We start from the raw sequence: 20,495 nt of genomic DNA on the forward strand, positions 1-20,495 counted from the left end.
ATGCCTGCACCAGTCTGGTGCCGTTTGCACCCCGAGCGCTGGATCGTCGTCATGCCTTGCGGCATAAGGGCTTGTTTTGATGGCGCAAACGATGGGTTGGCGTCGTGCTTGCTTGAATGGGGTACGTCATTTTTCGGCCACGGTGCGCCGAGAACGCCAACGGCGGCGAGACGCAATTCATCATGGCGGGCGGCCCACGCGCCGCCCAACCAGGCAAAGAGGCCTGATCCCGTTTCCGCGGGGTCGGGCCTTTTGCGTTTGCAGGTGGAGGGCGAGACAGCATGCAGCAGCACACGACCTGCCCCTATTGCGGCGTTGGTTGCGGCGTCGCGGCAACCATCGAGAACGGCGTCATGACGGGCGTCGAAGGTGACCGGGCGCATCCCGCCAATTACGGTCGGCTATGCGTGAAGGGCTCGGCGTTGCATGAAACGCTGGGTGACCGCGGGCGTCTGCTCGCGCCCCGCGTCGATGGGCGCGAGGTGAGCTGGGACGATGCGCTCGATCAGGTGGCGACACGCCTGGCGGCGGTGCGCGATGAACATGGCGGCCAGGCGATTGCCGGCTATCTCTCCGGCCAGTTGCTCACCGAGGACTATTACGCTGCCAACAAGCTGTTCAAGGGCTTTTTGGGCTCACCGCATCTGGATACCAACTCGCGGCTCTGCATGGCGTCCGCGGTGGCGGGCTACAAGCGCGCCTTCGGCGCCGATGCCGTGCCGTGCAATTACGAGGACCTGGAAGAGGCCGAGCTGGTGGTGCTGGTGGGCAGCAACCTGGCGTGGAACCATCCGGTGCTCTTCCAGCGTCTGCGTACCGCCAAGCAGCGCAACCCGTTGATGCGCGTGGTGGTGATCGATCCCCGGGTGACCGACACCTGCGAGATTGCCGATCTGTATCTGCCCATCGCCCCCGGCAGCGATGCACGGCTCTTCAATGGACTGCTGGCCTTCATGGCCGACAAGGGCAGGCACGATACACGTTATCTGAGGCGCCACACCCGGGGCGTCGAGGAGGCACTGGCGGCAGCACGCGCGGAAGACACCTCGCTTGCCGCGCTCGCCGAGGCATGCGACGTGGACGCCGAGGCGCTGGAAACCTTCTATTACTGGTTCGCATCGCAATTGCACGTGGTCACCCTCTACTCCCAGGGCATCAACCAGTCCACCAGCGGCACCGACAAGTGCAATGCCATCATCAATTGCCATCTGGCGGGCGGCAAGCTGGGACTGCCGGGAGCGGGGCCGTTCTCGATCACCGGTCAGCCCAACGCCATGGGCGGTCGCGAGGTGGGCGGATTGGCCAATCAACTGGCGGCACACATGGACTACCACACGCCGGGGGCTCAGGCGCTGGTCAAGGCGTTCTGGGATGCGCCCCACCTGCCCGAGGAGCCGGGCCTGAAGGCCGTCGAGCTGTTCGCGGCGGTGGAGCGCGGCGAGATCCGGGCGCTGTGGATCATGGCCACCAACCCGGTGGTCAGCTTGCCCGACGCGGATCAGGTCAAGCGTGCGCTGGCGGCCTGCCCGTTGGTGATCGTCTCCGAATGCATGGCGGATACCGACACCCTGGCCTATGCCGACATCGTGCTGCCGGCCACCTCCTGGTCGGAAAAGGACGGCACCGTCACCAATTCCGAGCGGCGTATCTCGCGTCAGCGCGGCATGCTGCCGCCGCCCGGTGAGGCGCGCCACGACTGGTGGATCATCGCCCAGGTCGCCAAGTATCTGGGGTATGAAGAAGCGTTCGAGTATCGCCATCCTCGCGATATCTTTGTCGAGCACGCGCGACTCTCGGGATATGGCAACCACGCTGGCGGAATACCGCGTCTGTTCGATATTTCCGCCCTGAGTGATCTGGACCGTAACGCCTATGACGCGCTGGTGCCGCTGCAGTGGCCGGTGACCGCCGAGGCGCCGCAGGGCACCGCCCGGTTGTTCGAGACGGGGCGCTTCGCCACCCCGGACGGTCTGGCGCGACTGGTGCCGGTGCGCCCGGCGCTGCCCGAACAGGCGGTGGAGGCTCGCTACCCGCTATGCCTCAACAGCGGTCGCGTGCGCGATCAGTGGCATACCATGACGCGTACCGCGCGCGCGCCGCGCCTGCTCAACCATCGCGCCGAACCCTATGTCGATATCCACCCGCAGGATGCCCGGGCGCACGCCCTCGTCGACGGGGGACTGGCGCGGGTCTTCAACCGTTGGGGCGAAGCCCGGGTACGGGTGCGTGTCGCCACGTCGCAGCGGCGTGGCGATGTCTTCATTCCCATCCACTGGAACGCCCAGTTCACCGGGGCCGGGCGTGTCGGCACGCTGTTCGCGCCGCTGACCGATCCGCTCTCGGGGCAGCCGGAGACCAAGCACGGCGCGGTGGCCTGCGAGCCGCTCGACGTGGCCGAGGAGGCGACGCTCCTGCTGGCGCCGACGTGCACTCGAGCCCCCCTTCAGAGCGACGATGCCTACTGGGTGCGAATGCCGCTGAATCACGCCCAGCGCTGGCAGATCGCCAGCACCACGTCGCGCGACTGGCTGGCCTGGTGCGCCGCGCGGTTCGGCGTCGAGGCGACGCTGTGGTGCGAGGACGCGACCGGCGGCCGCCTGCGGGCCGCGGGGCTTCGCGATGGGCGTCTGGTGTGGTGGCTGATGGTCGGGCCGCCCAGTGAACTGCCGGGGCTGGCCTGGCTCGATGCGCGGTTCGGCGACGCCGCGCTGACCGACGAACAGCGTCGCCGCGTCCTGGCGGGCAGCGCCTCGGGGCAGGCCGATACGGGCCCGGTGGTGTGCAGTTGTCACCAGGTCGGCGCCAAGACGATTCGCGAGGCCATTCGGCGTGGCGATGCGAGTGTCGATGCGCTCGGCGCGCGTCTGGCCTGCGGGACGCAGTGCGGCTCCTGCATTCCCGAACTCAAGTCATTGCTCGAAGAGGAGGTGACCCATGCTCGCGCTGCTGACACGCTGGAAACGGCCTGAGGGTCGCGTCGCTTCCTGGAGCGCCTGGCTGGGACGCATGACCCACCGGCCGGGGAATGGCATGGCCACGATGTGCCGGGAGACACCCGCCACGCATGTGGCGCCGGCGGTGCAGCCGGGCCATGTGTATCTGGTGGGCGCCGGTGCCGGTCACGCCGATCTGCTGACCCTGCGTGCCTGGCGACTGCTCACGCAGGCTGATGTCATCGTCTATGACCGTCTGGTCGGCGACGATATCCTGGCCATGATTCCTCCGTCGCGCGAACGCTATTACGTCGGCAAGGCCCGCGGGCATCACAGCGTGCCACAGGCCGAGATCGGCGCCTTGCTGGCTCGGCTGGCGCGGGAAGGGAAGTCGGTCGTGCGTCTGAAGGGCGGCGACCCCGGGATTTTCGGTCGCATGGGCGAGGAACTCGCAATTCTCGGCGAGGCCGGCCTGCCCACGGAGGTCGTCCCCGGCATCACGGCGGCCTCCGCCGCCGCCGCCACCCTCGGCATGCCGCTCACCGACCGCGCCCATGCACAGCAGTTGCGCCTGGTGACCGCCCAGCACTGCCGCGAAGGTGGCGAGCCGAACTGGCACGACCTGGCGCGGCGTGACGAGACGCTGGTGTTCTACATGGGGCTTTCCAGGGTCGACGCGATCTGTCGCGGATTGCGCGACGCCGGCCTGCCCGGCGACTGGCCGATCATGCTTGCCGCCAATGCCTCGCTGCCCGAACAGCAAACCCTGGTCGGCACCCTCGACGACATGCCCGAAAGGCTCGCCGCCACGCCGCTGCCCTCACCGTGCCTGATCGTCGTGGGCAGCGTGGTCACGATGGCCGACGTGGTGCAGTGTCGTGAGGCGGCCACGGCATAAGATGCGATCAGAGGCCAGCTGTCTGCATGTAGGCACTATCGCTTGATGCCTAAACGAAAAATGGCCGCCTCGAAAGGCGGCCGCACGACGAGAGAAAAGCTTTACTTATTGTGCTGATTGGGGCTTGTCAGGATCGGCACCTACCAAGTAGTTTACGGTCTCCCCGCCCTGGTCGTTGATATGTTCGCCTTTGGGGAGACGCTCACCCGTTACCAGTTGGCTATAAGCCGTCAGGCTATCCACCAAGGTATCTCCCAAGTTCATGGCATCGCTGGCGCGGGTATAGGAATAGAACGTCAACAATGACTGGGCCTGCTCGCGCTTGCCTTGTTCGATGAGCGTACGTGCGGATTCCTCGACCCATTGGATGTCATCGAAACTCTCCTGCTCGAATCCCTTTAGCATACGCTGCACGGTGGGGCGGAAGGTTTCCGGGTCTTCGCACATGTAGTACATGACCTGCTTGAAGCGACGACCCGCGAAGTCGCTTGCTTCCTGCATGGCATAATCGGGATTGAGGAAGTGGGATCCTGCCCCCTTGGTAAGGTAGCGATGCTGCGCGAAGGAAGCAGGAACTTTCTGCACGCCTAGCCACCATGGGATGTAAGGCGCAGCAACCGAGCCAGTCGGTGCCACCCAAATACGCACCATGTCGGGATCACGTCCTTGTTCCAGCGAGACTACCTGACCATAACCAGCTTCATCGTCGGAGATCCGATGATCCCGTACCCGCGTAATCATGTCCTGCTCGGAGACCGGCGCCATGTCACGCGTGGCTTTCTCCAGCTCCGCCTGGCTCATGTACTTGTAGCCGCCGGTACGCGCTTGAGTGTCCTGACGTCCATAGACGTCGAAGATATTGAAAGACTCATCGCCCTGCGCGTCGAACCAGCCTTTATCCTCCGCGTAGGAAACGAGATTATCAGATCCCATATAGTTGGAGTCGTTCTGGAAATCCTGTGGGAAATCTTCGATATAACCGGGATACAACACCCGTACATCATCTGGCCCCAAGCGTTCGGCGGCCCAAAGTCCCTGGCTACCGGGCAGTTCCCAGACCACCCAGGCCTCATCGGGATCGGCAATCAAATGGGTATTGCCGCCGTAGGTGGCATAGCCATACTCATCGATCAGTTCGCCAATCAGCTTGACCCCTTCACGTGCGGTTTTGGCCCTTTCCAATACCAGACGGGCTAGGTCGCTGTACTGAACGCCCTTTTGTGGCGTCTCGGTGGCATCGATAAGCTCCTCGCGGCCCGTGGCCCATACATCGCGTACCGCCACTTGGTGCTCATTGACACCGCCATTGGTCAGCGGCGCCGGGAAGCCCTCATAGTCTGAATAAGACATCGAGAGGTAGCGATAGGTATGCTCGACTTGAGGGATTTCGATCAGTTCGCCGGGGATCCATGCGGCTTCGGTCACCCCAACGTCGATCGTCTCCCCGGGCTCATGGTCAGCGGCAGGCACGATTTCCAGCCAATGGCTCGATACCTCTTCCCCGGTGCCGCCCACCAGCACATTGCCGCTTTCCGTTAGATTCTTGCCAACATAGAACGCATGACTCGCCCACGCGGACGTGCAGGTGCCAAATACCGTTAAGGCCAATACTGTGGCGAGTGTTTGTCGTTTCATATGATTTTCCTTGATGATCCCTTATGAATGGGTGGTTAGCAGTCTATTGGCTATAGATAACATCATCAATGTTTACATGGGATATTTGATAACATGGCGTTATGAATTAGAGCGTAAGTAGCATATATCTTGCTGCAAGAGCACTGCGACGTTGATGGGAATTGGAGAAAAGTAAGCTATCGACCAGAGGGTGCGAGCAGCTAGTCTGCCGAATTTGAGTCTCTATCTGGTTGCGTCTCGAAACCTGGCTGCTTCGCCGAGCAGCCAGTCGATGAAGCCTCGTACCGCGGGGGGCGCGTGACCGGTGCTCGGCAGGATCAGGTCGTAGGTAAAGGGCGAGTCGATCACGTGACGATCCCCGAAGGGGCGTACCAGGACGCCGCTGGCGAGGCGGTCGGCGACGACGGCGGGGTTGGCGAGCATCACGCCGCGCCCGGCGATCGCTTGGTCCAGGGCCAGGCCGTAGAGAGAGAAGCGCTGCTGAATCGGCAGTGTCCGGTCGGGTAGCCCGGCGGCGTCGAACCAGTCGCGCCAGCCGGGGAACGCGACGTTCTGGCGGGATTCCCAGACCACGTCGAGCAAGGGATGGGCAAGCAGGTCGGCCGGCGTTGCGATGGGAGAGCGCTCCAGCAACGCGGGCGCGCAGACCGGGAACAGCTTGTCGTCGAACAGGCGGTGGCTGTCGACGCCGGCCCAGGGGCCGCGCCCGTAGCGGATGGCCAGGCGTGCGCTGCCGTGCTGCCACGAGGGAGAGATGATCGCTTGGTTGGCGTCGAGGGTGATGTCCAGCTGACCTTGTCGCGCCTCGAAATCGGCCAGGCGTGGCAACAACCAGACCTGAGCGAACGAAGGCGGCGCGCTCACGCGCAGCGTGCCAACGTCCCGTGCGCGTTCGCTGGCGGCGCTCACGCCGGCGGCGATGCGCTCGAGCCCGGCATCGACATCGTGCGCCAACTGCCGGCCCGCTTGTGTGACGCTGACGCCGTGCGAGTGACGCTCGAACAGCACGATGCCCAGCCGCGTCTCGAGCTGCTTGACCTGACGGCTGATCGCTCCCGGCGTGACGTTCAAGCGTGCCGCCGCGGTTTTGAAACTGCCCTCGCGCGCGGCCTCGACGAAGGCGCGCAGGGCATTGAGGGGAAGTCGTTCGAGCGTCATGAGTTGAGTTTTCCTGAGCCTGAGACTGCAGATTAATCGTTTGGATCGCGGCGCGGCAAATGCTCCACTGAGTCTCGATTCAATGGAGGATGCGATCATGACGGAGTCGACTTCGGAGGCTGTCGCGGGAAGGCCGGCGTCGCCGCGCTTGCGACGCGGCCTGGATATGCCTGCCGGCATCGCGATGACCGGGTTTTGTCTGGTGCTGGGATTGCAGCAGGTGGCCATCAAGGCCGTGGCCGACGATATCACGCCCTTGAGCCAGGTCGCGTTGCGTTCGTTGCTGGCGGGGTTGCTGGTGCTGGTCGTCGCGCGCATTCAGGGCATCGGCCTGGCGGCGTTTCGCGGTCGGCTGGGTGCAGGCATTCTCGTCGGCCTGGGCTTTGCGGGGGAGTTCGGTTTCGTCGCCTGGGGGCTCAACTACACCCTGGCGTCGCACATGTCGGTGTTTCTGTACACGGCGCCGGTGTTCGCCGCCCTGGGACTGCATCTGTGGGTGCCGGGCGAACAGCTGGCGCGGCACCAATGGTGGGGGATCGGCGTGGCATTCGCGGGCATGCTGGTCGCCATGGCGCCCTCGGCCGCACCCGGGGCGCCGGCCGGCGACATTCTCCTGGGCGACGCCCTGGGATTGCTGGCGGGGTTGTCATGGGCCGCCACCACCCTGGTGGTGCGTCGCTCCTCGCTTTCCGAGGCGCCCCCCGTGCAGACGCTGACGTACCAACTCCTGACGGCGGGCGCGCTGTTGTTGCCCATCACCCTATGGCTGGGCGATTGGCAGCAGGCCACGCCCAGCGGCATGGCCGTGGCCAGCATGACCTTCCAGACGCTGGTCATCTCGTTCGGTGCCCTGCTGTTGTGGTTCGCCCTGCTGCGCCGTTACTGGGCCTCGCAACTGGGTGTCTTGTCGTTCCTGTCACCGATCTTCGGAGTGCTCTTCGGCGCCGCCTTGCTGGACGAGCCCTTGAGCTGGAACTTCCTGCTCGGCGGGGCGGCGATTCTGCTGGGGATCGTGCTGGTCAGTCGCCAGGCGTGATGGCAGAGGCCCGGGTCAGGCGACCCAGTTCCTCGAGGTAGCTTTCCACTACCAGGTTGGGCGGCGCGCCCTTGCGAGTGATGGCGCTGTAGTGGGTCAGGTAATGCCAGCGTTCGGGGTTCAAGGCACGCATGCGGCCGTCGCGCACCCAGCGCTCGGCATAGTGGGTCGGCAAGTAGCCGATATAGCGGCCGGACAGGATCAAGAAGGCGATGCCTTCGCGGTCGGTCGCCGATGCGGCGGCCTTGAGCGGAGCATGACACGCCTTGACCTCCGGCGTCTGGGCGTAGGCGGGCACCACGGCGTCATGTATCGCGAGTCGCTCCTCGTCCACGTCCTCGACGTCGAAGAGCGGATGGTCGGCGGCGCAGTAGAGCCGCGACGCTTCCTCGTAGAGCGGCAGATACGCAAGCCCCGGCAATGTCTTGAGTGCCGGGATCACGCCGGTATGCAAGCGACCGTCCAGCACGCCCAGTTCGATGTCGCTGGGCGGAATCATGCGGATATTGATGCGCACCTCGGGTCCCCGCGCCTTGAGTGCGCTGAGGGCATCGGTGATATACATCTCGGGCATGGTCACCAGGTTATCGGTGATGCCGATGCTGAGCTCGCCCTTGAGACGGGCATGCAGGCCATTGACGCGTGTCCGGAACCCCGCCACGGCCGTCTGCAGCTGGAGGGTGGCATCGTAGACCTCGGCGCCCTCGTCGGTGAGGGCGAAGCCGCCGCGTCCTCGCTGGCAGAGCCGCAGGCCGAGCCGTGTCTCCAGGTCATTCATCGCCATGCTGATCGCCGCACGGCTGATGTTGAGTTCCACTTCGGCGGCGGAGAACCCGCCGCACTCCACGACCTTGCGGTAGATCCTCAGCAGGCGCAGGTCGGCATCGCTCGGCTGCCCCATCAGGGTCTCGCTGCGGGAAGGCATGGCGGGATTCCTCATCTCGACGACGGACACCTGCGAGGATAGCCCTGCCGGCCCGTAAAGTTAATCGGTGACTTGAACGAGATTCAGTATTTCTGGATTTAACTTATCCGCCGTCCCGCCTAGCTTTTTCGGTAGCACCATTCATCACCGCCTATCGGCAGGAGAAGACATGTCGGATCGCGAGTTTCCCCCCATGGCGGGTTTGAGCCCGGAGCAGCTGGACGCCTACTGGATGCCGTATACCGGCAATCGGCAATTCAAGCGCGATCCACGCCTCATCGTGGGCGCCAAGGGCAGCTACCTTACCGATGCCCAGGGTCGCCAAGTCTTCGATGCGCTCTCGGGGCTGTGGACCTGCGGCGCGGGGCATTGCCGCCCCGAGATCACCGAGGCGGTCAGTCGTCAGCTCGGCGAGCTGGACTACTCGCCGGCCTTCCAGTATGGCCACCCCAAGGCCTTCGAGCTGGCCCATCGTCTGCGGGAATTGACGCCTCAGGGCCTCGATCACGTGTTCTTCACCGGCTCGGGCTCGGAGAGTGCCGATACCTCGCTGAAGATAGCGCGTGCCTACTGGCGCAAGAAGGGCAAGCCGAGCAAGACCAAGCTGATCGGACGTGCCAAGGGATATCACGGCGTCAACTTCGGCGGCTTCAGCCTGGGGGGAATCGGTGCCAATCGCACCGTGTTCGGCCAGGGCGTGGATGCCGATCATCTGCCCCATACCCTGTTGAAGGAAAACGCCTTCACCCAGGGCATGCCCGCGCGGGGGGCCGAGCGCGCTGACGAGTTGCTGGAGCTGATCGCGCTGCATGATGCCTCCAACATCGCGGCGGTGATCGTCGAGCCGCTGGCCGGCTCCGCCGGGGTGATTCCGCCGCCCAAAGGCTATCTCAAGCGCCTGCGCGAGATCTGCGACCAGCACGACATCCTGCTCATCTTCGACGAGGTCATCACCGGCTTCGGGCGCATGGGATCGATGACCGGGGCCGAGGAGTTCGGCGTGGTACCGGATCTGCTCAATGTCGCCAAGCAGTTGACCAATGGGGCGGTGCCCATGGGCGCGGTAATCGTGCAGGGCGAGATCTATCGGACCTTCATGGAGCAGGGCGGCCCCGACTACATGCTCGAGCTGCCCCACGGCTATACCTATTCGGGGCACCCGGTGGCCTGTGCCGCCGCCCTGGCCGCGCTGGACGTGCTCGAGAACGACCGCCTCATCGAGCGAGTCAAAGAAATGGCGCCGATCTTCGAAAGTGCGCTGCATTCTCTCAAGGGGACGCGCTACATCAGCGACATCCGCAATTACGGCCTCGCCGGCGCCCTGCAGATCGAACCGTATCCCGGCGAGCCGGGGCGGCGTCCTTTCGAGATCGCCATGAAGTGCTGGGAAAAAGGTTTCTACGTGCGCTATGGCGGCGACACCATCCAGCTCGGCCTGCCGTTCATCGTCGAGCGCGAGGAGATCGATCGCCTCGTCAATGGGCTGGGTGACGCCATCGGCGAACTGGAATAAATCAGACGACGCCTGTCGAGATGCGCGCCGGGGACAAGGCGCAGCGAGGGTCATCCGTCATGGATGACGGATGTAGCGCCCAGGGAAGGGTCTACAGCGCCCTCGCGAAGACTTGTCCACGGAAAGCGCATCGGAACGCCGGCACTCAAGCATTTCTCTTACGGTTGCATTCAAGAGGTGATACATGACCACACTCGGCCATCTGATCAACGGCTCACGCGTCGCCGGAGAAGGACGCACCCAGGACATCTTCAATCCCTCCACCGGTGAGGTCGGCGGCCAGGTGAGCCTGGCCAGCAAGGCCACCGTCGAGGACGCCATCGCCGCCGCCCAGGCCGCCTTTCCGGCCTGGCGCGACACGCCGCCCGCCAAGCGGGCGCGGGTGATGTTCAACTTCAAGCAGTTGCTGGAGCAGAACGCCGACGAGATTGCCCGGCTGATCGGCCAGGAGCACGGCAAGATCGTCCATGACGCCAAGGGCGAACTGCAGCGCGGCATCGAGAACGTGGAATACGCCTGTGGCGTGCCGGAGCTGCTCAAGGGCGAGTACAGCAAGAACACCGGGCCCGGCATCGACTCCTGGAGCGAGTTCCAGCCGCTGGGCGTGGTGACCGGCATCACGCCGTTCAACTTCCCGGCCATGGTGCCGCTGTGGATGTATCCCATGGCCATCGCCTGCGGCAACACCTTCGTGCTCAAGCCCTCCGAGCGCGACCCGACCTCGGCGCTCTACATCGCCGAACTGGCCCTTGAAGCGGGCCTGCCCGCCGGCGTGCTGAACGTGGTCAACGGCGACAAGGAGGCGGTCGATACCCTGCTCGACGACGACCGCGTGAAGGCCGTGAGCTTCGTCGGTTCCACGCCGATCGCCGAAACCATCTATCAGCGCGCCAGTGCCAACGGCAAGCGCTGCCAGGCCCTCGGCGGCGCCAAGAACCACGCCATCGTGATGCCCGACGCCGACATGGACAACGTGGTCAATTCCCTGAACGGAGCTGCCTTCGGCTCCTCGGGGGAACGTTGCATGGCGCTGTCGGTGGCGGTGGCCGTGGGCGACGAGACCGCCGACGCGTTGATCGCCAAGATGCAGACGCAGATGAAGACCCTGAAGGTCGGCCCCTTCCATGACGCCGACAATGACTTCGGCCCGGTGATCACCAAGGCCCATCAGGAAAAAGTCTGCGGTCACATCGACAGCGCCGAGCAGCAGGGCGCCGATATCGTGGTCGATGGTCGCCGTATCCAGGTACCGGGGCACGAGCATGGCTTTTATGTCGGTGGGACGCTGATCGACCGCGTCACGCCCGACATGACCTGCTATCTCGAGGAGATCTTCGGGCCGGTGCTGTTGGTGGTGCGTGTCGGCACAATGGAAGAGGCCATGCGGCTGATCGACGACCACGAATATGGCAACGGCACCTGCATCTACACCCGTGACGGCGAGGCGGCACGTTACTTCAGCGATCGTATCCAGGTGGGCATGGTCGGCATCAACGTGCCGCTGCCGGTGCCGGTGTCCTATCACAGCTTCGGCGGCTGGAAGCGCTCGCTGTTCGGCGACCTGGCCGCCTACGGGCCCGACGCCGTGCGTTTTTACACCAAGCGCAAGACCGTGACCCAGCGCTGGCCGTCTGCCGGCGTCCGAGAGGGCGCACAGTTCTCCTTTCCTTCCTGACGCTCGATGGCCCCGCTTCAAACGGGGCCATCGCTTCCTTGGCTAGCAGCAGTGCCTAGCTGCCGGCACTGCCCGCGAATTGCGCGAAAACCTCGTCGCCGGTCAGGCACGGAGTGTCGTTGGCGAAATCGTAGAAGCTCGGTTTTTCGTCGATGAAAATCTGCTGGGCGATGGCCCAGGGTTCGCCGGCATCCAGCAAACCCACGGGAAAGGCGTAGTGCTGCCCCTGGGTGAGACGATAGAAAAGGTGCGTGCCGCACTGGCGGCAGAAGCCGCGCTCGGCCCAGTCCGAGGAAGCGTAGACACCGACGTTTTCCTCGCCCTCGAGGGTCATGGGCGCGTCGCTTTCGACGGCGAACATCGGCCCGCCACTCCAGGTCTGGCACATGCGGCAGTGGCAAATGCTCACGTCATGACGCTCGAGCGTGACACGAATGCTGACGGCGCCGCACAGGCAGGTGCCTCGGCTCTCTTGGGATACTGACATGGTGGGCTCCTTCTGGTGAGGGTCGATGAAGACCGGCAATGTCGTCAGGAATGGGGGAGTCAGTCAATGGCCTCGATGGCATCGGCGACGGCCGCCTTGACGCGATTCAAGTAATCGCTGCCGTTGGAGGGCGGCGTGGGGTCGCTGGTCATGACAAGGGTGGCGTCATGCTCCGGCACCACGAAGAGCAGTTGCCCGCCATACCCCCAACCATAGTAGACCGGGGTCTCGGCGAGGTCGGTCATGAACCAGCCATAGCCGTAGTCGTCCTGATTGAAGTGCGAGCGAGTACGTGGCTGCCAGGAACGTTCGATCCACGAGGCGGGCAACACGCGCTGGCCGTCATGCATGCCCTGCTGCCGGTAGAGCTCGCCGATCTTCAACAAGGCGCGTGGCGTGAGCCCCATTTCGTTGCCTCCGAAATAGATGCCTTGCGGATCACGCGTCCAGGGCGGTATCTCGATCCCTAGGGGGGATCCCAGCCACTCGCGCATCAACGAGAGCGTATCGCGGCCACTGGCGTCGGTCAGCGCGGCCGACAGCAGATGGCTGTTGCCGGTCGAATACAGCATGCGACCGCCGGGATCGGCGACGAAGGGGCGCGACAAGGCATTGCCGACCCAGTCGTCGCTGGCCACCCAGCCACCGTAGTTGGCGCCGGAGGTGCGCTCGAGTCCGGCCTGCATCGACAGCAGGTGGCCGACTTCGATGTCCTGGACACGAGGATCGGCGTCACGAGGCACCCGGCCATCCAGCAGCTCGGTGATCGGCTGGTCGACGCCCTGGATGACGTCACGTGCGATAGCGGCGCCCACCAAAGCCGAGATGAGTGTCTTGGAGAGCGACTTGATGTTGGCGATGTCGTCGGGGGAGTGGCCGCGCCAGCCACGGGCGACGAGAGTTTCGCCGTCGACGGCGATGAGCAGGGTATGCGTGCGCGGCAAGTTGCCGAGCCGTTGCGCGGCGTCCTCCAGGGCCGGACGATCGATGACCGCCATGGCATGCGGTGTCATGCCGGCGAAGGCGAGGGCAAGAACCGGCAGGCGCCAAGGATGCATGAATCGGGATAGCATGCGGCAAGCCTCCCATTGCAGATAAAGCAATAGTGTGGCCGATGCCGAGCAATACCCCCAACGTATGCGGTGCAAAAAAAAGTCCCCAAGAAGGGGACTAGGGGAGCACGCCAGCTCACTCGGTTCATCGCTGTCATCAGCGACGTTGAAAAAGGTTGAAGCGTTCGCCCTGAGGCATGGGCCGTGCTTCGTACCTTTTGATTAGCGAAGGGCGTGCCATGTTTGTTAATTCTCTTTAAATACAGCTCGTTAGGCGGCCTGGCGGGCAGGAAAGGCGTGCTGTGACGTGCTGAAACGGGGGACGTCGTGCCCCAGGACGGGCAAAATGCCCGTCCCGTTGCACCATGGAAGGGCGTTGCGGCCTAAATCACCGAGAGCAGACCGCCGTCGACATAGATGATCTGGCCGTTGACGAAATTCGAGGCGGGAGCGGCGAGATAGACCACGGTGCCGACCAGGTCGTCCGGCGTGCCCCAGCGGCGCGCGGGCGTCCGATTGATGATCCAGTCGTTGAACTCGGGCTTGTCGACGAGGGGCTGGGTCATTTCGGTGATCATGTAGCCGGGGCCGATGGCGTTGGCTTGAATGCCGTGCTCGGCCCATTCCGCGGCCATCGACTGCGTGATCAGGCGCACGCCTCCCTTGGCGGCGGTATAGGCACCGACCGTCGGACGGGCCACCGAGCTCATCAGCGAGCCGATATTGACGACCTTGCCGCCCTGACCGCGAGCGATCATCCGCCTGGCCACGTGGCGTCCCATCAGGAAGGTACTGCTCAGGTTGGTGTCGAGCACCTTCTGCCATTCCTCGTGGGATGTCTCGACGAGCGGTTTGCGCAGCTGGATACCGGCATTGTTGACCAGGATGTCGATGTCGATGCCCTGGGCGTCGAGGTCGGCGAGCGCCCTCTCGATGGCGGCCTCGTCGGTGACATCGAACGAGGTGACGAGCACGTCGTGCCGCGCCTCGGCCAGGGCCTGCCGGGCCTGCTCGAGCTTCTCGGTGTTGCGTCCGTGCACGATCACGCGCGCGCCGGCTTCCGCCAGGCCCTTGGCCATGGCATACCCGAGGCCGCCGGATGAACCGGTGATCAGGGCCGTCTTGCCGGTGAGATCGAATAGCGTCATCACGTGTCATCTCCTTGTGTTGCGTGGTAACTCCAGTCTAATCCGAAAGGACCGGTGCTGACGCCGCCACGAAAGTCGGGCAGGCGCTTACGAAATGGCCCGCCGAGAGGCGGGCCATGAGGACAGCATCGCTGGGCGGTCTCACAAGTTGGCGAGGATGGTTTCGGCGCTGCTCTTCTCGACGCCCTTTTCATCGACGCCCAGGTAGCTCACCACGCCGTCGTCGACGATCATGGCGTAACGCTGGCTGCGGGTGCCCATGCCGGCGCCGCTGGCGTCTTTCTCCATGCCGATGGCGCGGGTGAAATCGGCGTGGCCGTCGGCGAGCATGGTGATCGCCTGGGCGTTTTGATCCTGCTGCCAGGCGCCGAGCACGAAGGCGTCGTTGACGGCCAGGCAGGCGATGGCATCCACCCCCTTGGCGAGGATGTCGTCGGCGTTGATCACGAAGCCCGGCATGTGGGTGTTGGAGCACCCCGGCGTAAAGGCGCCGGGCACCGCGAACAGCACCACGCGCTTGCCGGCGAAGAACTCGCCGGTATCGAGGTCTTCCGGGCCGTTGGCGCCGTTGGTCTTGAGGGTGACGTTGGGCAGCTTGTCGCCTACCGCGATGGTCATAGCGAACTCCTTTTGGTGTCGATCCTGACCGTTCACAGTGCGCCATTCATGCCGGCTGCCGCAACCCCTCACTGGCCGGAGGGGCAACATGGCGACAGCCACCGCCATGGCGGTGGCCTTGTGTCGTGGCCCGGTAAGCGGGGGCGGTTCAGCGCGCCGCGATGGCATCGCCTGGAGTGTCGTGACCCGCGACGGCGTTGCGGTAGGCGGCATCTTCCTCGGCGAGGACCTGTGGCGAGAAGCGCACCAGCAAGGCGCAGAACGATGCAAGCAGTACGGCCAGGCCAAGATAAAACAGCCCTTGCTGATAACTCAGCGATTCGCTGCGGAACAGAAAGCCCGCCGCCACGGCGCCGGCGTTGCCGCCGGCTCCCACGATGCCCGCCACGGCGCCGAGCGCCTTCTTGTTGATGAAGGGCACGACCCCGAAGGTGGCGCCCTCGGCCATCTGGGTGAACAGGCTGAAGACCAGCATGATGCCGATGGCGAGTGCCAATGTCTGCATCTGGGCGAAGCCCATCAGCGCGATGCCTTCGCAGAACATGGCGATGAACAGCCAGCGCACGCGTCCCCTGAGGCCGCCATGACGGGCGAACAGGTCCGAGAAGATGCCCCCCAGGGTGCGAGCGAACAGGTTCATCAAGCCGAACAGGCCGGCGATCAAGCCGGCAGTGGCCAGATCGAGCTCGAAGGTGTCGAAAAAGTAGATGGCGGCGATGTTGTTGATGGTCAGCTCGACGCCGAAGCAGGCCGCATAGACGATGAACAGCGCCCATACACGCACGTCCCGCATGGCCGCGCCGAAGCTGTGCGCCATGCCGTGCTCCTTCTCGGGATAGGGAAGTTCACCGCGTGCCCGAAGCGTGTCGAAGTTGCCGTCGGGCGCGTCCTGGGTAAAGACGTAATAGGCGATGCCGGTCAAGAACAGCACGATGCCGGGCACGACCATGGCCAGTCGCCAGCCGAGCGCTTCGTTGACGCCCAGCATCAGGATGCCGGAAAAGACCAGCGGCATCAGGATCTGCGTGGTGCCGCCCCCCAGGTTACCCCAGCCTGCCGTGGTCGCGTTGGCGGTACCGACGACATTGGGCGCGAACATGATCGAGGAATGATATTGGGTGATCACGAAAGAGGCGCCGATGGCCCCGATCGCCAGCCGTGCCAGCAGGAAGGTCTCGAAGCTGTCGGCCAGGCCGATCAACATCACGGGAAGCGAGCCGAGGCATAGCAGCCAGGTGTAGGCCTTGCGTGGCCCGATCTTGTCGCAGAGCAGGCCGATGACCAGGCGGACCAGCACCGTGATGGCGACGGAAGCGATGATGGTGTTGCCGATCTGGGCCTTGCTCAGGTCGAGGTCTTCGCGCACCACGGCCATCAAGGGCGCGATGCCGAACCAGCCGAAGAAGCAGACGTGAAATGCGAACCATGACATGTGGAAGGCACGCATTTGCGGTGACTTGAGGCTGAAAAGCCTTATCTTGTTGGCTTTGTTGCGGATTTCCATGACTCATCCTCTCGCGATGAAATGACGGAGCTCGAACGCGACGCCGGCGACCTTCGGGGAAGGGCCGTGTGCTCGGGTTCGACGCACTCGTACTCACCTGGTGAGCCTGGTCCACGTCTCGGTACTGTTGAATAAGCAAGGGGTGTGCCAACGTGGGAGCGCCGGGCGAGTGCGCCGCCGTGGGCGCCGCCGCCCCGTCGAATCCCGCGAGGAAGGTGCGGTAATGGTGCGGCACGAGGCGTCGTTGCACCGCTGCAATGCATCCTCGGTGCCGCGGCGATGTGCAGCCGGCCTGACGCCCGGGCTGCCACGGAGCTTTTTCTGGCATGCAAGCTGCATTGCAAGTCGACAAGCACCCAGGAGAGGAATGCGCATGACCGTGAAGGTGCTGATCGTGGATGCCCGCCCGGAGCGTTCCCGGGCACTGGAGCAAGCGCTGCATGAGGCGGGGTTCGATGTGGTGACGCGCGTCGACGAGCATGACGACCTCTACGCCATCATGACGCGTGAGGTGCCGGATGCGGTGATCATCGACGCGGCCCTGCCGAGCCGCGACACCCTGGAGCACATGGGGCAGCTGGGGCGACGCTTTCCCAAGCCCATGATCATGCTGGCCGAGGAAGAAACTCCCGAGCTGACACGAGAGGCGACGAGCGTGGGCGTCAGCGCGTATGTGGTCGAGGATGTGCAACCCGCGCTAGTGCGTTCGATGGTCAACGTGGCGATCGCCAGCTTCGAGTCGCATCGTGCCTTGAAGGGGGAGTTGACCAGGACGCAGACCACCCTGGCGCAGCGGCGCACCGTCGAGCGCGCCAAGAGCCGGCTGATGCAAGCGCATGCCCTCACCGAAGATGATGCCTATCAATGGCTGCGCAAGCGTGCCATGAACCGCCGATTGACCATTTTCGAGGTGGCCCAGGCGGTCCTGGCCACCGACGATTCCGAGTCGTAGGAGACATTGATGAACGATCGCCAGACGCCTCGAGATGCGTGGCCTTCGCCGGAACTCGACACGCTGACGCTGGGCATGCTGCCGCTCAACGATGCCGCGCCGTTGGTGGTAGCGCGTGAGCGCGGCTTCTTCGCCGAGCAGGGGCTGGACGTCACGTTGAGCGTGGAGTCGTCGTGGGCGGGGATACGCGATGCCATGCAGTTGGCACTGCTCGATGGCGCACAGATGCTGCCATTGATGCCACTGGCCTCGACGCTTGGACTGGACGGTCGACGAACGCCGATGCTCTCGGCGCTGACCCTCAGTCTCGGCGGCAATGCCATCACCGTGTCCAACGCCTTGTACGACGACATGCTGGCTGCCGATCCCGACGCCATGGCGGCCTCACCGACCTCCGCCCGAGCGCTGGCGACGGTGGTGAGACAGCGGCGGGAGAAGGGGGCGCCACCGCTGCGTTTCGCCAGCGTGTATCCCTTTTCCTCGCATCGCTATTTATTGCGCTACTGGCTGGCGGAAGGCGGTGTCGATCCCGATCGCGATCTCGAATTGCGCGTGGTACCGCCGCCTCTGGTGGCACAGCAGCTCGAGGCCGGATGGCTGGACGGCTATTGCGTGGGCGAGCCCTGGAATACGCTCGCGGCACGCCGCGAACGTGGGCGTGTGCTGATCGGCAGCCACGCCATCTGGCAGAACGGCCAGGAGAAGGTCTTCGCGGTACGCGAAGAGTGGGCCCAGGCGTATCCGGCCACGCACCGTGCCGTCCTGCGTGCCTTGTTGAAGGCATGCGCATGGCTCGAGGCTCCGGCGCACCGAGGCGAGGCGGCACGCCTGATGTGCGAGCGGGGGTATCTGGATGTCGCGCCCAGCGTGGTCGAGGACAGCATGCTGGCGGAGGGGGCGTCGCTGACGCATGGCATGAGTGTCTTTCATCGTCATGCCGCGAATTTCCCGTGGCGCTCCCATTTGCTCTGGTACGCCGGGCAGATGCGGCGCTGGCAGCACCTGGACGTCGACGACGCGGTGCTTGATGAGTGCCTGTCCCGTTGTGTCCGGCCGGACCTGTTTCGTGAGGCCGCCGATGACCTGGGCATCAATTATCCGTTGGTGGATGCCAAGAGCGAGGGCGAGCATGGGGGCGCCTGGGTGATGGAAGGGCGGCATGGTCCGCTCGACATGGGCGGCGACCGGCTTCTGGGCGGTGCCCGATTCGCACCTTCCCTGCATTCATGACCCCTGAAAACGCCACGCCCCACCAGAAGGTGGGGCGTGGTGCTGATTGCTCGACGAGCGAGGCCGGGATCAGCCTTCGTCGCCGCTGTCCTCGTCGAGACGCACGCTGGCGATGGCCGGGGCGTCGGCATTGCTTTCCAGCTTGGCGAGCAGCGGTTTGGACTGCTTTTGAAACGCCGCCAGTGCCTTGCCTTCCAGGCTCTGGTTCTCGGGAAGCTTGACGCGCATGGCATCCACCGCACGGTTGTTGACCATCACCTCGTAATGCAGGTGCGGCCCCGTGCTGCCACCGGTGTTCCCCGACAGTGCGATTTTCTGCCCCATCTCGACGCGATCCCCCTCGGAGACGAGACGCTTGGAGAGGTGCATGTAGCGCGTCTTGTAGCCGTTGTCATGGCGGATGACCAGGTAATTGCCGGCGCCGCCTGCCTGATAGGCGGACTTGATGACGCGACCGGCGGCCGGTGCGTCGACGGGCGTGCCGGTACGCATGGCGAAGTCCGTGCCGCGATGCGGGCTGATGCGCCCGGTGATCGGGTGATGACGACGCAGGTTGAAAGGCGAACTGATGCGATAGTGACCTTCGAAGGGGTAGCGGTTGAACGCGGGATCAAGGCTTTGCCCATCGGGCGTGTAGAAACGGTCGTCGGCGCTGTTGCGGACGACGGTCAGGTCCATGCGTTCGCCCTGGTACTGGGCGGCCAGGATGCGCGAATCGACGCTCTCGCCTTCGAGCATGTCGGATTCGACGAGTACCTGGAAGTGATCGCCGGCCCGGGTGTTGCGGCGAAAATCCAGTTTCTTCGACAGCAGGTTGGTCAGTTGGGCGACTTCCGCGCCGGAGAGCCCGGTGGATTCCGCCGACAGCGTAAAGCTGCCGCTGACCGTGCCGGCGAACAGGCGCTGAGTGGCCTCGGTCGCCTTGGTGATGTTGGAGACGTCGAAATCGTCATGCGAGGAATCGCGCTCGATCAAATAGCCTTCGCGAGCGTTCTTCATGACGCGCAGTGCGAGCAGGTCGCCTTGTTCGTCGAGCTGGTAGTCGAACGAGCGGCCCACGCGCCAGCGGGTCAGGGTGTTCTTGTCGGGAACGCTGTCGAGGATGTGCATCACGTCACTGTAGCCGAGACCAAGCGTGCGCTCCGCCATCTGGGCGAAGGTGTCGCCCTTCTGGACCGTATAGGTTTCCCACTCCGGCACGAATTCCTGCTGGGCGGCGATTTCCCGCTCGAGATTCGGGGTGCCATCCTCGTCATGCAGTTCCATCGGGTCGATGGAAAAGTCTTCGTAGGAGGTGCCGCCCAGTTCTTCGCTGTCGTAATCGCTTTCGGACGCTAGCTTCGGCAGCTGAATGGCGACGTGCATTGCGGCGTTGGCAATATGAGCGTGCGTATCGCGAGTCTCGAAGGCTTGGGCTTCGGGCAGCGCATTATCCTTGGCATGCGCTTTGTCGATCAGGCTGACATCGACGATTTCCTGGGCCTTGAGATCGCTCAGCGGGATGTTCCGTGTGGTCACGGTTGCCAGGGTATCGAGGGCCTCGCCACCCAGTGTGGAAGCGGTCGAGTCGCTGGAAGTCGCCACTTTGGGGCTGGTGGCGTTGCCGCTGTCGTCGCCGACAACGGTCACGATCTGGTGTGCGCCCAGCACGGTCACCATGGTGGCAACCGGTAACAAGAGTAACTTATGCGTGCGGGGCAGCGAATGAAGAATTCGCAACATGATGAATAA

Annotated in this window: 16 protein-coding genes; 7 read left to right on the plus strand and 9 right to left on the minus strand. The window is 64.2% G+C overall.

Annotated features, from left to right (window positions below):
• Positions 1–281: 281 nt before the first annotated feature.
• Complete coding sequence (locus tag CSAL_RS05700) at positions 282–2,969, plus strand: nitrate reductase (RefSeq protein WP_011506421.1); 2,688 nt, start codon at positions 282–284, stop codon at positions 2,967–2,969.
• A 61-nt stretch (positions 2,970–3,030) separates the two neighbouring features.
• Complete coding sequence (gene cobA, locus CSAL_RS05705; protein ID WP_011506422.1) at positions 3,031–3,831, plus strand: uroporphyrinogen-III C-methyltransferase; 801 nt, start codon at positions 3,031–3,033, stop codon at positions 3,829–3,831.
• Positions 3,832–3,936: 105 nt separating this feature from the next.
• On the opposite strand, the gene CSAL_RS05710 is transcribed toward cobA, so the two are convergent.
• A complete protein-coding gene (locus CSAL_RS05710; protein WP_011506423.1) occupies positions 3,937–5,466 on the minus strand; it encodes a C69 family dipeptidase in 1,530 nt (509 codons plus the stop codon).
• A gap of 222 nt (positions 5,467–5,688) precedes the next feature.
• Positions 5,689–6,624 carry a LysR substrate-binding domain-containing protein gene (locus tag CSAL_RS05715; protein ID WP_011506424.1) on the minus strand — a complete coding sequence of 312 codons (936 nt, stop codon included), beginning with the start codon at positions 6,622–6,624 and terminating at the stop codon, positions 5,689–5,691.
• Between the two features lie 97 nt (positions 6,625–6,721).
• Between CSAL_RS05715 and CSAL_RS05720 the strand changes: the two genes are divergently transcribed.
• On the plus strand, positions 6,722–7,660 hold the full coding sequence (locus CSAL_RS05720) for a DMT family transporter (protein ID WP_011506425.1): 939 nt from the start codon (positions 6,722–6,724) through the stop codon (positions 7,658–7,660).
• On the opposite strand, the gene CSAL_RS05725 is transcribed toward CSAL_RS05720, so the two are convergent.
• Positions 7,644–8,585: a LysR family transcriptional regulator gene (locus tag CSAL_RS05725; protein WP_043558034.1), complete on the minus strand. Its 942-nt coding sequence runs from the start codon at positions 8,583–8,585 to the stop codon at positions 7,644–7,646. The genes CSAL_RS05720 and CSAL_RS05725 overlap by 17 nt on opposite strands.
• A gap of 169 nt (positions 8,586–8,754) precedes the next feature.
• Between CSAL_RS05725 and aptA the strand changes: the two genes are divergently transcribed.
• Positions 8,755–10,098: an omega-aminotransferase AptA gene (aptA, locus tag CSAL_RS05730; protein WP_011506427.1), complete on the plus strand. Its 1,344-nt coding sequence runs from the start codon at positions 8,755–8,757 to the stop codon at positions 10,096–10,098.
• Positions 10,099–10,282: 184 nt separating this feature from the next.
• Positions 10,283–11,773, plus strand: coding sequence for a CoA-acylating methylmalonate-semialdehyde dehydrogenase (locus tag CSAL_RS05735; protein ID WP_011506428.1), 1,491 nt, complete (start codon positions 10,283–10,285; stop codon positions 11,771–11,773).
• A 55-nt stretch (positions 11,774–11,828) separates the two neighbouring features.
• On the opposite strand, the gene CSAL_RS05740 is transcribed toward CSAL_RS05735, so the two are convergent.
• From CSAL_RS05740 to CSAL_RS05760, 5 genes are all read right to left on the minus strand, one after another.
• Positions 11,829–12,260 carry a GFA family protein gene (locus CSAL_RS05740; protein ID WP_011506429.1) on the minus strand — a complete coding sequence of 144 codons (432 nt, stop codon included), beginning with the start codon at positions 12,258–12,260 and terminating at the stop codon, positions 11,829–11,831.
• Between the two features lie 59 nt (positions 12,261–12,319).
• Positions 12,320–13,333 carry a serine hydrolase domain-containing protein gene (locus CSAL_RS05745; protein WP_011506430.1) on the minus strand — a complete coding sequence of 338 codons (1,014 nt, stop codon included), beginning with the start codon at positions 13,331–13,333 and terminating at the stop codon, positions 12,320–12,322.
• A gap of 362 nt (positions 13,334–13,695) precedes the next feature.
• Positions 13,696–14,460 (minus strand): glucose 1-dehydrogenase, encoded by a 765-nt coding sequence (locus CSAL_RS05750; RefSeq protein WP_011506431.1) that lies wholly within the window; start codon positions 14,458–14,460, stop codon positions 13,696–13,698.
• 141 nt (positions 14,461–14,601) lie between these two features.
• Positions 14,602–15,078, minus strand: coding sequence for a peroxiredoxin (locus CSAL_RS05755; protein ID WP_011506432.1), 477 nt, complete (start codon positions 15,076–15,078; stop codon positions 14,602–14,604).
• Positions 15,079–15,226: 148 nt separating this feature from the next.
• The gene (locus CSAL_RS05760; RefSeq protein WP_011506433.1) at positions 15,227–16,582 is read right to left on the minus strand and encodes an MFS transporter; all 1,356 of its coding nucleotides are present in this window, start codon (positions 16,580–16,582) and stop codon (positions 15,227–15,229) included.
• A gap of 373 nt (positions 16,583–16,955) precedes the next feature.
• On the opposite strand from CSAL_RS05760, the gene CSAL_RS05765 reads away from it, so the two are divergent.
• Complete coding sequence (locus CSAL_RS05765; RefSeq protein ID WP_035411622.1) at positions 16,956–17,534, plus strand: ANTAR domain-containing response regulator; 579 nt, start codon at positions 16,956–16,958, stop codon at positions 17,532–17,534.
• A gap of 9 nt (positions 17,535–17,543) precedes the next feature.
• Complete coding sequence (locus tag CSAL_RS05770; protein WP_011506435.1) at positions 17,544–18,764, plus strand: CmpA/NrtA family ABC transporter substrate-binding protein; 1,221 nt, start codon at positions 17,544–17,546, stop codon at positions 18,762–18,764.
• A gap of 69 nt (positions 18,765–18,833) precedes the next feature.
• Here the strand turns inward: CSAL_RS05770 and CSAL_RS05775 are convergent, their stop codons facing one another.
• Entirely contained in the window at positions 18,834–20,486 is a 1,653-nt protein-coding gene (locus CSAL_RS05775) for a peptidoglycan DD-metalloendopeptidase family protein (RefSeq protein WP_011506436.1), read from the minus strand.
• Positions 20,487–20,495 lie beyond the last annotated feature (9 nt).

The sequence above is a fragment of the Chromohalobacter israelensis DSM 3043 genome (assembly GCF_000055785.1).
Classification (GTDB): Bacteria; Pseudomonadota; Gammaproteobacteria; order Pseudomonadales; family Halomonadaceae; genus Chromohalobacter; species Chromohalobacter israelensis.